Annotated in this window: 14 protein-coding genes; 8 read left to right on the forward strand and 6 right to left on the reverse strand. The window is 54.5% G+C overall.

Annotated features, from left to right (window positions below):
- Positions 1 to 161: 161 nt before the first annotated feature.
- From BFQ04_RS27330 to BFQ04_RS27355, 6 genes are read right to left on the reverse strand one after another with little or no spacing between them, the layout of a single operon-like run.
- Positions 162 to 908, reverse strand: a complete 747-nt coding sequence (locus BFQ04_RS27330; RefSeq protein ID WP_065953447.1) for an SDR family NAD(P)-dependent oxidoreductase — start codon at positions 906 to 908, stop codon at positions 162 to 164.
- Between the two features lie 2 nt (positions 909 to 910).
- Positions 911 to 2,404, reverse strand: a complete 1,494-nt coding sequence (locus BFQ04_RS27335) for a GMC oxidoreductase (RefSeq protein WP_065953448.1) — start codon at positions 2,402 to 2,404, stop codon at positions 911 to 913.
- 16 nt (positions 2,405 to 2,420) lie between these two features.
- The gene (locus BFQ04_RS27340) at positions 2,421 to 3,347 is read right to left on the reverse strand and encodes a transketolase family protein (protein WP_065953449.1); all 927 of its coding nucleotides are present in this window, start codon (positions 3,345 to 3,347) and stop codon (positions 2,421 to 2,423) included.
- The gene (locus BFQ04_RS27345) at positions 3,328 to 4,161 is read right to left on the reverse strand and encodes a transketolase (protein WP_218187765.1); all 834 of its coding nucleotides are present in this window, start codon (positions 4,159 to 4,161) and stop codon (positions 3,328 to 3,330) included. The genes BFQ04_RS27340 and BFQ04_RS27345 overlap by 20 nt, the downstream gene beginning before the upstream one ends.
- Positions 4,158 to 4,655 carry an NUDIX hydrolase gene (locus BFQ04_RS27350; RefSeq protein WP_065953451.1) on the reverse strand — a complete coding sequence of 166 codons (498 nt, stop codon included), beginning with the start codon at positions 4,653 to 4,655 and terminating at the stop codon, positions 4,158 to 4,160. Before BFQ04_RS27350 ends, BFQ04_RS27345 begins: the two co-directional genes overlap by 4 nt.
- Positions 4,642 to 5,751, reverse strand: a complete 1,110-nt coding sequence (locus BFQ04_RS27355) for an aminoglycoside phosphotransferase family protein (RefSeq protein ID WP_175413323.1) — start codon at positions 5,749 to 5,751, stop codon at positions 4,642 to 4,644. Before BFQ04_RS27355 ends, BFQ04_RS27350 begins: the two co-directional genes overlap by 14 nt.
- A 740-nt stretch (positions 5,752 to 6,491) precedes the next feature.
- Between BFQ04_RS27355 and BFQ04_RS27360 the strand changes: the two genes are divergently transcribed.
- From BFQ04_RS27360 to BFQ04_RS27395, 8 genes are all read left to right on the forward strand, one after another.
- Positions 6,492 to 7,535, forward strand: a complete 1,044-nt coding sequence (locus BFQ04_RS27360; RefSeq protein WP_065953453.1) for a hypothetical protein — start codon at positions 6,492 to 6,494, stop codon at positions 7,533 to 7,535.
- A 49-nt stretch (positions 7,536 to 7,584) separates the two neighbouring features.
- Positions 7,585 to 8,313, forward strand: a complete 729-nt coding sequence (locus BFQ04_RS27365) for an HAD family hydrolase (protein ID WP_065953454.1) — start codon at positions 7,585 to 7,587, stop codon at positions 8,311 to 8,313.
- A 55-nt stretch (positions 8,314 to 8,368) separates the two neighbouring features.
- Positions 8,369 to 9,340, forward strand: a complete 972-nt coding sequence (locus BFQ04_RS27370; protein ID WP_139111973.1) for a hypothetical protein — start codon at positions 8,369 to 8,371, stop codon at positions 9,338 to 9,340.
- Positions 9,341 to 9,409: 69 nt separating this feature from the next.
- Positions 9,410 to 10,645, forward strand: coding sequence for a hypothetical protein (locus tag BFQ04_RS27375; RefSeq protein WP_065953456.1), 1,236 nt, complete (start codon positions 9,410 to 9,412; stop codon positions 10,643 to 10,645).
- A complete protein-coding gene (locus BFQ04_RS27380; RefSeq protein WP_065953457.1) occupies positions 10,632 to 10,889 on the forward strand; it encodes a phosphopantetheine-binding protein in 258 nt (85 codons plus the stop codon). The genes BFQ04_RS27375 and BFQ04_RS27380 overlap by 14 nt, the downstream gene beginning before the upstream one ends.
- A complete protein-coding gene (locus tag BFQ04_RS27385; protein ID WP_065953458.1) occupies positions 10,886 to 12,052 on the forward strand; it encodes an acyl-CoA dehydrogenase family protein in 1,167 nt (388 codons plus the stop codon). Before BFQ04_RS27380 ends, BFQ04_RS27385 begins: the two co-directional genes overlap by 4 nt.
- 122 nt (positions 12,053 to 12,174) lie before the next feature.
- The gene (locus BFQ04_RS27390; protein WP_139111974.1) at positions 12,175 to 12,642 is read left to right on the forward strand and encodes a hypothetical protein; all 468 of its coding nucleotides are present in this window, start codon (positions 12,175 to 12,177) and stop codon (positions 12,640 to 12,642) included.
- Between the two features lie 57 nt (positions 12,643 to 12,699).
- Positions 12,700 to 13,506 (forward strand): hypothetical protein, encoded by an 807-nt coding sequence (locus BFQ04_RS27395; RefSeq protein ID WP_139111975.1) that lies wholly within the window; start codon positions 12,700 to 12,702, stop codon positions 13,504 to 13,506.
- Positions 13,507 to 13,518: the final 12 nt, after the last annotated feature.

Raw genomic sequence — 13,518 nt, forward strand, 5'->3', positions numbered from 1 at the left:
CAATAGTCCTGGTGTCGAGCACTCAAAATAGCATCCGTTCGCAAGGGGAAGGCGACTTTTTCAGGTCCGTTCGGCGGTTCTTTGACCTGGATCATGACCTGCTGCGAATCAGGCAAAAGGTCATTGGTCAGAAGTTGCCATCAGATGGTGGGCAGTTTTGTTCAATAATTGACGGCTTGATGGCCGCCTGCGTCCACCTGCAAATTCACCCCGGATATATAGCTGGCTGCCGGGCTGGCGAGAAACGCCACGGCATGGGCGACCTCTTCGGGTGTAGCCATTCGGCCAAGCGGGCTTCTGTTCAGCGCCCGCTGATACCTTTGCGGCTCATCCTTTTGCAACCGGGACCAGACGCTGCCCGGCGACATCACTTCACTGGGCGAAACGCAATTGACCCTGATGCCTTCGCTCACGAGCTCTTGGCTCAACGAGGCCATGTAGTGGACCAACGCAGCCTTCAGCGCGGCGTAGGGCTTGTTATTGGGAATCGCGATGGATGCAACACGCGAGGCAACCGCAACAATCGACGCGCCTTGTGCGGCCCTGAGATAGGGGATAATCAAGTCCATGCAGTTGACGCAGGACTCAATGTCAACTTTGAATCCAGTCGACCAACTGCTGCTTTGAGCGCTGATATTCCAGATAAAGCAGTCGATTCCTCCCCATCGGTCGACGGTTTGTTTGACCATAAGCTCGAACATCGAGGTGTCTTGCACATCCAGCACATAGGGCAGCACGGTATCCTCAGTGGCGTTGAGGCTGGTCATCAACTGGTTCAGTGCGGCTTCATCACGTGCGCAAAAGGCCACGCGGCAACCCTCGAGCGTGAAGGTTTCCACCAGGCTGCGGCCTATGCCTTTGCTGCCTCCAGCGATGAGAATGCGCTTGCCGCCAAGGCCCAAGTCCATGTTTATCCGTTCTCCTGTAGTTTTTCGGCCAGCCTGAAAGCCAAGGCCATCAGGGTGAGCGTGGGGTTGGCATAACCCGCTGTCGGAAACACACTGGTGCTGGCGATATACAGATTGTCCATCCCGTGCACCTTACAGTCGCTATCGACTACCCCTTGGTTTGGGTCATTGGACATACGCGTGGTCCCACTGGGATGGTTGCCGGGCGCGAGTCGGTGAGGCGCTTGCCATTGTGTGGGATCTACGCAGAATGGCGCGGGTTTGAAATGCGTGATCAGACCACTGCTCTGTAAGGTTTCACCCAGCGTCATCACGGCGTTTTCAATGGTCTTGGTATCGACCGCGCTCAGTTCGTTATGGGCATGCACACTTGCCTGAGTGGTTCCGGCCCCGGCCGCCACGTGATCAGGGACAATACGGTTCGATTGCGCGGGGAGTTGTTCACAGCACAGGTTCAACGTTCCAGGAATGCCCGGCCCGCCGCCCAGGATGGCACGAAAGGTTCCGCCTCCCGCTTGGATCAGGTAGCGAGCGGTGGGCACGATCATCCCAACAATCGAGTCGTTCTCTGAAACGTTAAGGGTTTTTTCCTGAAAATACAGCGGACGATAAGGCACGCATCGTTGCGTCAAGTTGTAGGTGCCGGCGTTCCAAATGTAGAAGTGCTCTTGAAAGTAGTGGCCCAATTCACCCGACGCCAAACCGGGTCGAGAAGCTTCCAGCAGCCGTGTACTTTCAATACAGCCGGCGGCTATGACGAATGTGGAGGCAGACACTGTGTGCTCAATGGCGTGAGGACGTGACGCCGAAACCGACGTGAAGACCAACTGACGTGCCGACCTTGTTTGATCGGTGCCGCACGCCACCGTATCGATGCGCACCGCGTTGGCCCCCAGTAGCACATCCACGCTCCTGGAGCGAATCAGCCTTTGCTTGAAAAGCTGGCCGAAATTGATTCGGCGTGCGAGCAAGGGGCGGGTGCGAAATGCCTCGGAAGACAACGGTAATGCTTGCCAACCTGGCGCGTCATCAAGGCCTTCGTCCAGGCACCAGCGAGTAGGAATCTGATAATAGGCGCAGACTTTTTTGTAAAATACCTGCATCTGCGCATACGAAATGGGCCACTTTCCGCGTTCCAGGTCGAGGCGTTCCATCGCGCATAACCAGCCGCTCCAGACATTGCCAGTACCGCCAAACGCACGTAACCGGCTTTCGGTCAGGTAATTGGGCTTGCTCGTCTCAAGCCAGCCCGAAACCCTGCCGCCATACAGCGCCTGCGTGCAGGTCTGCAGATCACTGTAACGACGTGATAACGACTCATCATGCTCATTGATATAGGCCGTATCCAGCGTTTCACCACTCTCCACCAGGAGCACCCTGAGGTTGTTTTCGCCCTTCAGAAATTGACTTGCGAACGTCAGGGCAGCGGGGCCTGAGCCGATCACGCAAATGTCGTACTTCAGCGTACCGGTCAATGCCGCGGCGCTTATTATCATTGTGCGGGTTCCATGCTCAGATCGACAGATAGGTCGCGCGTACGGCCTGAGCAATCTTCTCGGCGCTCAATCCATACTTTTCAACTAAATAGGCTTGGTCGCCGTAGCCATCGGGATAGCAGTCCTCAAGACCCAGGCGCAGAAAAACAGGGCAAGGCACCTTGGCATCGGACAGCCCCTCAAGCAGAGCACTGCCAAGGCCTCCCGTACGATTGTGCTCTTCTACGGTAACGATCAGCCTCGCCTTGGTCAGGCGATCCATCAGCTCATCCAGGTACAGTGGTTTTACGGAATGCACATGCACGACCCCCGCATCTATCCCTTGCGTGCGCAACAAGTGAGCGGCAGCCAACGCCTGATGTGAGGCAAATCCGGTCGAGAAAATAATCACTTCTTCGGCGTCGAGGAGCGTCACCGGTACCCCAATCACCGGTGGAACATGCTGATGAGGCAAGTCGGGCGGGTTCGCGGGGCCGATCCTGATGTAGGTCGGGGTCTGATTATCAATAGCTTGCTCCAGGAGCAAGCGAGCCTCCGTCGAATCTGCGGGGCACAACACCGTCATGCCTGGCACCAATCGCATCAGCCCTATATCGTCAATGGCCAAGTGGCTGGGACCCAGGTGGGCGTAGACCAACCCTGCACCATTGCCCATGAGAATCACAGGCACGTTATGCAGGCCAATATCCATCGCAATCTGCTCGAATGCACGACGTGTCAAAAACGTTGCGATCGTGTTGACTATCGGGACGAACCCTTCCATGGCCAGGCCTGCGGCAAACCCGACGATATGCTGCTCGGAAATACCCTCCATGAAAAAGCGCTCTGGACTCTGTGTTTGAAATTGGGCCATGGCTCCGGCCCCCAGGTCTGAGCCGACGAATACAATCCTTGGGTCGCTCAGCGCCATGTCGACAATTTTGTCAGAGCACGCTTTTCTCATAGAGATCTCCCTGAAACGCGTGCTTGATCATGAGCACGTCTTCCTGGCTGAATTTGACCTTGTGGTGCCACTGGGGATTACCTTCGGCGATTGGCAGCCCCTTGCCCTTCACTGTCTTGCAGATAACAGCCAAGGGCGACCCGCTGGGCGAGGGCGGTCTGGCGAACGCGTCTTTCAGGGCTGCCAGGTCGTGTCCATCAATGGTCAGTGAATCGAAGCCGAAGCTGCGCCATTTTTCTGCAAGGGGGGCCATGTCAAGCACTTGATCCGTTCGCCCGAAACACTGCAGATCGTTACAGTCGACAATCACCGTCAGGTTGGCCAGCCGGTGCTTACTGGCATGCAGGGCGGCCTCCCAGATTGAACCTTCGTTAAGTTCACCGTCGCCGGTTATGACGAATGTTCGATAAGTCTGACGACGCAGGCGCGCCGCCACTGCCATTCCCACGCCGATGGAGAGACCATGTCCAAGGGAACCTGCCGATGCTTCGACGCCGGGAATCTTCAACTTCTCGGGGTGCCCTCCCAGCCTGGACTCCTGCGAACAAAACGTCGAAAGCTCGGCCAACGGGAAGAATTCCTTGTCTGCAAGAATGGCGTACAGCGCCGCGCAGCCATGGCCTTTGCTGAGAATCAGGCGATCGCGGTCTGGCCAGTCAGGTCGTGCGCAGTCAAAACTCAGTACGGAGTCATACAGCACTCGCAAAATTTCAACCAGCGACAACGAAGGCCCTACGTGGCCCATGTCGGCACAGATCAGCGTCTGGGCGATAAGTCGTCGCAAATGAAGTGAACGTTCATCGAGCGCCATCATGACTCATCCGCTAACTGAATCAGCTCTGGAGAGGAGGGAGGGCCTTGAGTTATCAGACGCTCCAGATAATGTCCCAGGCGCGGTGGCACGATGAATTGTTCAGTGTTATTGATTTCTTCGACGCTCCACCAGCGCATTTCTTTGACCACGGCTTTCTCTTCGTCGGTTTGATGCCGGGTTGTGAAGTCGACGCGGGTGACCCGGTAGAGCAGGAAGGACTCATCCAGAAGAAAAAGCGTGCCATCACGCATTAATATATGTTTTCCCCTCCACACCAGGCGCCCTTGGGAAAGTTCTTCCGGACGGTACCCCGCTTCTTCGAACAGCTCACGTTGCGCCGCGTCTTCCAGGCCTTCGTCCGGCTTGATGCCGCCACCCAAGGTGCACCAGAAGGTCCGGTCAGGCAGGGTCACCTGCATCAATAGAATGTGATCATGCGGATTCAGCAGAAGGGTCCGAACATTCTTTCGGCAGGGAAGGTCACGATAGTCCATGTAGGTGTTCCTTTTTGATCAGGGCATCCAGTTGGTTGCATCCGGCGTCCAACATCGCCGGGAAAAGTCGGAGTTCTCGTAGTTGGTCGGTACCATACATCCCGCAAAGCAAACCAATGAAAGCCATCTGTAAGGCTATGCATTTGAGCGTCGGCACAAAGGGCCCTTTCAGGAACTGCAGGATTTCAATGTTTTTTGAGTGAGCCAGCAATTCAAGCAGTAGCGGCACGTCCACCGACGTGGGAATCACCGCCAATGGCCGCTGAGGATCCCTATGGAATTTGAAAACGCAAAGGCTCACAGTCAGTCTGGCGAAATCCTGAATCGGGTTATCGTTCTTGGCGTCATCAAAATCCAGAATTGCCGACACTGTTCCGCGATCGTTGAACAATAAATTGTTCAGATGAAAGTCCCCATGAACCGCTTGGGTACGTTCGAAATAGCCTGCCGACTCTGCCTGAGATTTATAGTGGTTGACCTGCCATGAGAAAGCACTGATCAACGCCAGCACCTCGGTTTTGTATGGCCGCCACGGGCCGTTCAGTTTTGTCTCCAGCTCGTCTCGGCCTTGCGCAAGCAGGTCAGTTACGCAATCGAAGACATTGCCGTGAGGCAGGTGATTGTCGGGTAGGGAGAGCGCCGAAGTGTGCAATGAATGCAATGCATCAACCGCGCCCCTGACCAGTGAAGGAAGGCAGGGGAAATCGCCGCCGTCGGCCAAGCGTTGAAGCGTGAATATTCTTTCTCGGCCATCTTCGAGCTGCACTAAATGGAATCGTGTGTGGTCGTCTGACAAGCAGCAATATTCCGGAATCAGCAACCCGTCTCTGCTCAGGTGCTGTTGAAATTGCAGCGATGCCTGACAAAAGGGTAATGAATTGGCGTAGGCCGGTGCCTCTTTCAGAACAAAACGTTCGCGTGCCGCCGTCTCCAGGAAAAACTTATTGGAAATACCTGAGCTGAACGCTGGGCGCAGTGTTTTCCGGCCTTGCCTGACCAGAGGCAAGACCCGCACAGGTTCGCTGACGAATGCAGCCGCCACTTGCCGGATCAGTGGATCATGATCGCTCTTGTTGGAAAAATCACAGTCGCTCACAGTGCGCCCCCCGGCCAATGAGGCATCAGCAAGGCGAGGCATTTGCACCCGTATGCACAGCGAGTCCGACAGGGCTGATACCCATGATGCCGGCGACAGGTTGATGATCTCTTAGAGCGAAGTTCAAGCACGCGCAGCATTCCCGATTCCTTTCGGCTGTCCAACGTGAACAGTGTTAGTTCCCAAATCAGCTGGTAGCAGAAAGTTGAATTTCTACTGCGCAGGTGATGAGCGTGAGTTCATTGCGTATTTTTCTTCGGATGAGAAAAAATGCCTTTTTTGTTTAGCAACGATAGCGCGGGGTGTCAAGGCGCGACGGCTGTTGCAAGTAGTCTCTTGCGCTGTTTTTTTTACTCAAAGGCTCGCATGGCGGGGCCGTAGGCGAAAATAAGAATTTTTTAAAAGCTTGAAGTAAGCAAAGAAATTTAAGCGTTGCCAGTAACTAGCCATTATATAGTGGCTATATACTGGCAACTAAGGATTTAGCTATCATTTTCATGTTTGAAATCGGCGCATAAGACGTTGATTGCAAGGGTGAATCTTAATTTTTTTATGCGCAATTCGAAATAAAATTTTACTGGAAGGGCAAAAACCGCTTGCACTCAACAGGTTTTTTTCCAATATTAAAAAGGCGCCGGGTGAGTTGGACTATCACCTCAAAGCGTTCGCTGAATATGCCCGCACGCCGTGTGGACAATTGCTCTAGGTGACTCAGGAGATGTATCTCAAAGGGAAGTGAGATGACGCAATTATCGATTAATCAGCTCTGCGACAGGGTGCTAAGCAATGCGACGCGGCAAGGCGCTAATTCGTCTATAGCGCTTGGTCAGTTAGTGGAAGAAGTTGGTGCGGCGAACGCACCATTGCTTGCGGGTGGGGTTGAGGAACATTTCCTTTTCCTGAAACCTGAACTGCTGTCGGTCAAACATAAAGATCCATTGCAACATGCGCTGAAGCTGGTGTTTTCACCCCTCATGGCAATTGGCGAGATTGACCAGGTCGTCCTCATCGCGGCGGACTCGCAGGCAGCTCGCACGATGGTGCGCGGGCAGTATCGAATCTTGCGCGCGTTGGCCAACGAGCCAAACGCCCAGGCTGAGCATGCGGTGCATGACTGCCTGCAATCCGAGCACCCCCTACCGGTCTACACGGCATCCCAGGCACTCGAAATGTTCTGGCGCAACGATACCGCGCAGTTGTCGGAAGATTGGGATAAAGGCACCTGTATCAAAGTCGGACCAGGCCTGTACGCTAGTCGCATGAGCAAGGGCGGGCACGCTTTTGCAGTGCTCAATGGCTTTTATCCGTACCAGGAGTCGTGGCTCTGCCAACATGGCGGGCAGTTGTTGTGTTTTCGACTCAAAACGACGCTGCCGTTATCCAAAGTCCGTGAGGAGGTAGTGGGCAGCGTCAATCCGGAATGTGCGCGGCCAGGCTCGATTCGCCATCAACTTTATCTAGCGCGTGAGACGCTTGGCTTCAATGATATTGCCATATCAAGAAACGCCTTGCATATCGCCCCTAACGCGCTGGACTCATGCTTGGGGATGCGTTTTCTAAGTCGGCTTGGCAACACAGCTGAGGCCGGCGGCCTATTTCATCGCTATGTTGAGTTACACCAGCCGTCGTTATTGCAAATGTTGAGTCGGTATATAAGCCCCGCTGACAAACTGTCGGCTGAACAACTAATGCTGCACACCCGGTGTGAGGATCTTACTTATCGGGAGTGCCTTGATGTTATGAGCGATTACTGGCCAGACAGCCTGTCAGCCACTCAGGGCTGACACGGAAAAACCTGAACATTATCGACGCTCACTGGAAGGAGGGGAGTAAATGACTACCAGGAAAGTAGTTATTTTTGACTGGGACGGCACGTTATATGACTCTGAAGGTTTGTGGGAAATAGCCGCCGATAACGTATTGAAAGCCCTCGGTGTCCCTTTGAGCGAGCCCATCGCCGCTTTACTCTCCAGTCCGATTGAGGGCGTTAATCTGATTGAGGCAATCGCCGATACATTATCGGACCTTCACGCGGATGTTTTCCGCACACGGGTGCCGATCGCTTTTGCACTACTTGAACGCGCCGCACGATTGAAAGCAGGCATGCCGCAGATCCTGGAATACCTTCGCCGTGAAGGGGTGACTCTATGTGTGGCGACCGGGCGATCACGCCAACGGTTTGAAGCGGATATTTTGAAACTCAAACTTCAAGGGGTTTTTGCGGTGACGGTATGCGCGGGAGAAGGCAAGCCCAAGCCTGACGCTGATTGTTTGCTGCATATCATGCACGTACTTAGCGTCCAACCCGAAGATTGTATCTTCATCGGCGATAGCCAAGTTGATGAACACTGTGCGCGTTCGGCATCCGTCGCCTTTATAGGCGCGCGTATTGATTACCGCACAGGCACCGCTTTATCTGGTTTTTCCTCGACAACCACTGTGGCAACTTCGGCGGCCTCCCTGCACAAGACGGTGTCGTTATGGGCAGCGCGCAAGCAGGGTGAGTGTGGTGGTGTTCAAGACGGTCTGCAGGTATCGCTGGAGGATAAGGCCAATGTCTAAGTGTGAAGTTGCGCCGTGGGTGGCAACGGTAGACTCAGCCCATATAGCGCTGTGCATGCCCGCCCATCTGATTGAAGCCCTGGGCATTTTGCTGGATCCGTTTGTCGGTATCGAAGCCCGCGAGGCGCCCCTTTCTTGCTGGTCTCTGCACGTGGTTACCCCTGACTTCGCAGATGCGAGCACGGACTACCAGATATTCATGGGGGAGGGAGAGCCAAGGCAGCAGATATCGGTTGACTATCAACAGAAAAAAATCTGGGTTGCCTGTGATGATGACACCTTTACACCATTGCTGGTCGCCAGAACCGTGTCCCACGTGCTCAGGATTGAAAATCTGCGCACCGGGCATCAGTTCCTGCACGCTGCCGCGATTGCCACCCCTGCGGGGTCGGTGATTTTAGCCGGCGACAAGAAGAGCGGTAAAACAACGCTGGCAATGGCAATGATGCGGCGCTTCGGCGTGGGCTTCATCAGTAATGATAATGTCTCCGTGAAACACGAAAGTGGTCATTGGCATTGCCAGGGTTGGCCCAGGTCTTTGCGAATCAGGACCGACATGCTCGGCGTACTTGAACTGCAGCTGGATAACGGCAAGGACAACTCAAGATCCGTAGCGCTTTCCCATCCGCTGAGCAATGGCATCGTATTACCCTGCCAACCCAACCATGTATTGCCACCGGTAGTGCATGTTTTCCCCTTCGAGTTGCAAGCGATGTATGACGTTGGAATTGTTGCACGCCAACCGCTGTGCGCGATTGTCTACCTCAACGCAACGGAAAACCGGGATGAGCCCGCGCTCAAATTACTACCGGCCGAAACGGCAGTGGCGCTTTATCGCAAACACTCGTTCCCGCAGATTGACATCCCCGGCATCAGCCATGCACCGTTTTTAAGGCCGTTGATCCCAAGTCATCAGGCGCCTTCCGGACATGTCCCGGCGCACAGTGTGCCGTGTTACGAAATGAGTAACGGGCTGAATCACACTTCAAAGGCGTGTGATCTATTGACTCGGTTGTTTATCGCATGACCCGCTCATTCTCGCGGCCTGCGGCCCGTTGGGCTGATCGTTGTGACGGATTTCGGAGTGCTTACGCCCATGGATAAGCCGGTTGTGAATAACGAACAGGTGTTCAGTACGCTGGTGGCTCGCTACGGGAGCCCTTTGTATATTTACGATATGGACACCGTCCACGTGCGATTAAGCGAACTACGCCGGGCTATTACCTCGAAGGCGAAGTTGTTTTACTCGGCCAAAGCTAATCCGCTGCTGGCAAGAGAGTTATCGGCAGCGGGCGTGGGCGTGGAAGTTACATCTATTGCCGAATTGAACGCCGTCAACCCGGACGCTCGGGGGGATGTACTGTACGGGGGCCCGGTACAGACGGCGTTGGAAATGAGACACGCCCTGGAGAATGGCGTCCGGCGATTTTCCATCGAGTCGCTTTCCCAGCTGGTTTTACTGGATGGGCAGGCGGGGCAGTTGGACGTCAAGCCGGACGTGCTTATTCGAGTCAATCCCCGTCTTGGCTCCAGCGCCAGGCTGTCAATGACCGGAGTCGCTTCGCAGTTCGGGATGGATATGGAACATATCCAATCGAATAGGGAAGTGATCAGGGGGCTGCTGCACCTGCGCCTCATCGGCATCCATACCTATCTGGGTACGCAGATAGAACCTTTGCAAAACATCGTCCAGGCATGCGAAACATCACTGGCGGCGCTGGACGAAGCGGCGCAAGTGCTGGGGTGTGCGCTGCACGTTGTTAATTTCGGCGGGGGGTTCCCCTGGCCATATGCACAGAAAGGCTCGGTGTGTTTGAAAAGTATTCAGCACAGCATCAATGCGCTGGTCGAGAGCGCTTCGGATCGCGGGACTGAATGCTGGTTCGAGTCAGGGCGTTATCTGGCCGCTTCGTCGGGCACCTTGGTCTTTCGCGTGTTGGAAAACAAGTCAAGTAAAGGTCGGGATTTCATCTTGACCGATGCAGGTGTGCATTGCCTGGGCGGCATGTCCGGTTTGGGCAGGACCCTTCGGCAAAAGGTGGACGTCCTGCCGTTGCGATGCAGTCAGCTCCAGCTGCAGCAGCAGTTGGTCACTGTGGTGGGACCACTGTGCACGCCACTGGATATTGTGGCGCGAGATATAGCATTGCCTCCTGTCCAGGAGGGCGAGTTACTCACCATTGAAAATGTTGGGGCTTACGGGCTGACCGCCAGCCTGGTTGCATTTTTGGGCAAGCCGGTACCGGTGGAAGTGCTGATCGCCAAGGGTGAGGTCAAGCGCGCCCTGGCGCTGAAATTAGTCTGGGAGGAGTGTGCAGATGCAAGGGCTTAATGGGGGAACACAGGACACATACGAGAGGTTTCTAGCGGTTCTGCAGAGCTTTAACCAGCAGGGCAGTCAATTGCTTCCCGACACGTACCTGACTGCAATAGGCATCGACTCGCTGACGACGATCAGTCTGCTTGTGGAGCTGGAAGTGCAACTGGGCATCGTCATTGCGGACGAACAGCTCAGCGCTGACATGTTTGATACCGTGCAAACTCTCTGGAACGCAATCGAGCGCCAAGTGCTATGAGCAGGTTCGAATCGTTGCTTGCCTCGCTGGAAGAAGCCAGCCGCTCACAGCTGCTAGCGGGGGCAATAATGGCCGACAAGCTCAACCAGTGTTCTTTGGACAACCTGGCGCTTGTGCGCAGCCTCGGCCTGATGGGCGCAGCCGTTCCTAACGATCGCGGCGGGCTTGGATTGGAGATCGAGCAGTTGGCTTCGATTGCGTCGGTCATCGGCAAAGGCTGCCTTTCCACTGCACTTATCTGGAGCATGCATACCCAGCAGGTGAATGTATTGGCTCAGAGCCGCAGCAGGTGCGCCGCCCATGCGCTTGAGCAAGTCGTTGAACAAGGGCGTCTGATTGCGTCGGTCACTTCAGAAGCAGGCAAGGGGGGCGACATTTTCCGAGCACTCGCACCGATAGGCGCGCAGGCGGAGGGGCGGGTATCGGTAGCGCGAACCGCGCCAACCGTCAGTTACGGTCTGCAATCGCACTATTATCTGATCACCATGAGGGCAGATGAGCACGCGCCTGAAACAGATGTCAGGTTCGTGCTTGTCAGCCGCGAGGACGGCGATATTGAGTCCACTGGAGAATGGAACGCGATGGGCGTGCGCGGCACGCAAAGCATCCCCATGGCATTTAATGTAGTGGTCAATGTCGAGCATGTACTTCCCGAAAACTTTCGCTCGGTGGCGCTAAGGCACTTTGTACCCTGCGGGCAGATACTGTGGGCGGCCAGTTGGCTTGGCGCAGCACAAGGCTTGTTTGAAAGGATGCTTGAACAGGTCGCTGAAGATAAACACGTCTTGAGCGTTAAGTTAAAGTCCGATTTATATGTGTCGAGGGTCGCCGAGTTGAAAACAAGGCTATTGGCTATCGAAGGTTTTATCGGGCATACCGTTGCCCTTTATAAAAAGTGTTTGAGTGATTCGATAGACGGTGTCGATGCTGATTTGATTGTGCGCGTCAATGCGTTGAAAGTTTACGTTTCAGAACAAGTGGTTGTCATCGTCGATAACATATTGGAGCTGTCTGGTCTGGCCAGAGGTTATTGCGTTGAACCTTCATTGGGCGTCGAACGCTTGTACCGAGACTTGCTCTCGGCCAAACTGATGTACAGTAATGACAGTTTGCGACGTTCTATTGGAATTCATGCGATCAAGGCTTTCGTTAATAACCACTAACCTGTAAGTTGTGTACATCACTAATTTATGATGATGGGAAAATGAACACGGCAGCATCGACACCTATAACAAGGCCCCTGCGGGTATTAATCATGGGAGGGCCCGGGTCAGGCACTTCAACCTTGGCGGCAGCGTTGGCTGAGCGTCCAGGGTGGGAGCATCTTGAAACCGATGACTTCCAGTGGCTGGACAAGGTACCACCGTTTACGCGAAAGGTAGATGAAGCAACGCGTTTACTGAACATACTCAATGCATTGAAGCCCCAGCAGAATATTGCAGTGGCCGGCTCCATTGTTGATTGGGGAGAGGCCTTGGAAAATGCCTTCGACCTTATTGTATTCAGAGTATTGGATACTCCGCTGCGATTGCAGCGATTGATCAGCCGTGAGCGACAACGCTATGACACTGTGGACCCTGTGTTTATTGAATGGGCCTCCCAGTATGAGCAGGGTGGCCGGCCAGGCCGATCTCGTGCCTCGCATGAGGCATGGTTGAGCCGGCGCAGGGGCAAGGTATTGAGGCTTGAGGGCGATCTTGAGGTGGCACTGCAAGTGTCCATGGTTCTTGATGCCCTCACGGGGCTGAACTGAACGGCGCCAGGTCATCTCGGATTGAACGTGACGACTTTATAACACGGAGGCGACAAAGTGGAGTTACCAACAACGTTCGACAGGTTGCTTGCGAAGTTGCTGGCGATGGAGTCTGGATTATCGCCATCACGGTTTGATTGGTATGTCGAAAATCTGAATGTGCCAGTTATGTCTTACGTGAAAGTTTCTGCACCTGGACGTTGTCTGCGCGACCCGTCCACGGGCCAGGTCATGCAAGTACCGATGACCGTCAGCGAGTACTTCCAAGCGTTGGGCGTGGCGCATTTGTTTGACCGTGCCGACCCGTCTTGCATTCGCGCCATGCAATACAGCTCCACCAATGCGTTAGGGTTCGTGGGCTATCAATTTGGCGAAGCCGCGCTACAAGCGCTTGGTTATTATCAGCCGGCGCGCAGTGACATGCACACCGCATTATTTGCGCCAGGCCTCGAGATTATTTATCGGGGTGACGTTCCCCATGAAACATGGGTGAACGGAAAAACACGGACGCTGCTTGACGCAGAAGAGCCTGCGGTGATTGCTACGGATGTTAATGAATGGCAGGGTGTATTTACAGGCAAGTCGGGTGTCAACCAATTTGCGGACCTGTGCAGGGGTGATACACAGGAGCTGATTATTCGTGAGTTGTTGGAACATAATTTTAATATTCTGATTAACCTGTTCGACGGTGCTATTCCGCTGCCCGATAACGTGACACTTTCAGGCGTTCTGGCGGCCGCGCATCTTTCCGGGGCTTATGGTGTGGCGGCACACTTGCGAGACGCAAGAGTGACAGTCGATGAGTTCGGAACACCTGTGCAGAAGTACCTGACTGAGTTCTCCGGGTATTGCCTGCCTTTTTAGAATGACGACCAG

It is taken from the genome of Pseudomonas sp. 37 R 15, from assembly GCF_900004865.1.
GTDB lineage: Bacteria > Pseudomonadota > Gammaproteobacteria > Pseudomonadales > Pseudomonadaceae > Aquipseudomonas > Aquipseudomonas fluorescens_AM.

Coding starts and splice junctions, on each gene's coding strand:
- BFQ04_RS27330 (WP_065953447.1), bottom strand. CDS start 908: ATGGACTTGGGCCTTGGCGGCAAGCGCATTCTCATCGCTGGAGGCAGC.
- BFQ04_RS27335 (WP_065953448.1), bottom strand. CDS start 2,404: ATGATAATAAGCGCCGCGGCATTGACCGGTACGCTGAAGTACGACATT.
- BFQ04_RS27340 (WP_065953449.1), bottom strand. CDS start 3,347: ATGAGAAAAGCGTGCTCTGACAAAATTGTCGACATGGCGCTGAGCGAC.
- BFQ04_RS27345 (WP_218187765.1), bottom strand. CDS start 4,161: ATGATGGCGCTCGATGAACGTTCACTTCATTTGCGACGACTTATCGCC.
- BFQ04_RS27350 (WP_065953451.1), bottom strand. CDS start 4,655: ATGGACTATCGTGACCTTCCCTGCCGAAAGAATGTTCGGACCCTTCTG.
- BFQ04_RS27360 (WP_065953453.1), top strand. CDS start 6,492: ATGACGCAATTATCGATTAATCAGCTCTGCGACAGGGTGCTAAGCAAT.
- BFQ04_RS27365 (WP_065953454.1), top strand. CDS start 7,585: ATGACTACCAGGAAAGTAGTTATTTTTGACTGGGACGGCACGTTATAT.
- BFQ04_RS27370 (WP_139111973.1), top strand. CDS start 8,369: ATGCCCGCCCATCTGATTGAAGCCCTGGGCATTTTGCTGGATCCGTTT.
- BFQ04_RS27375 (WP_065953456.1), top strand. CDS start 9,410: ATGGATAAGCCGGTTGTGAATAACGAACAGGTGTTCAGTACGCTGGTG.
- BFQ04_RS27380 (WP_065953457.1), top strand. CDS start 10,632: ATGCAAGGGCTTAATGGGGGAACACAGGACACATACGAGAGGTTTCTA.
- BFQ04_RS27385 (WP_065953458.1), top strand. CDS start 10,886: ATGAGCAGGTTCGAATCGTTGCTTGCCTCGCTGGAAGAAGCCAGCCGC.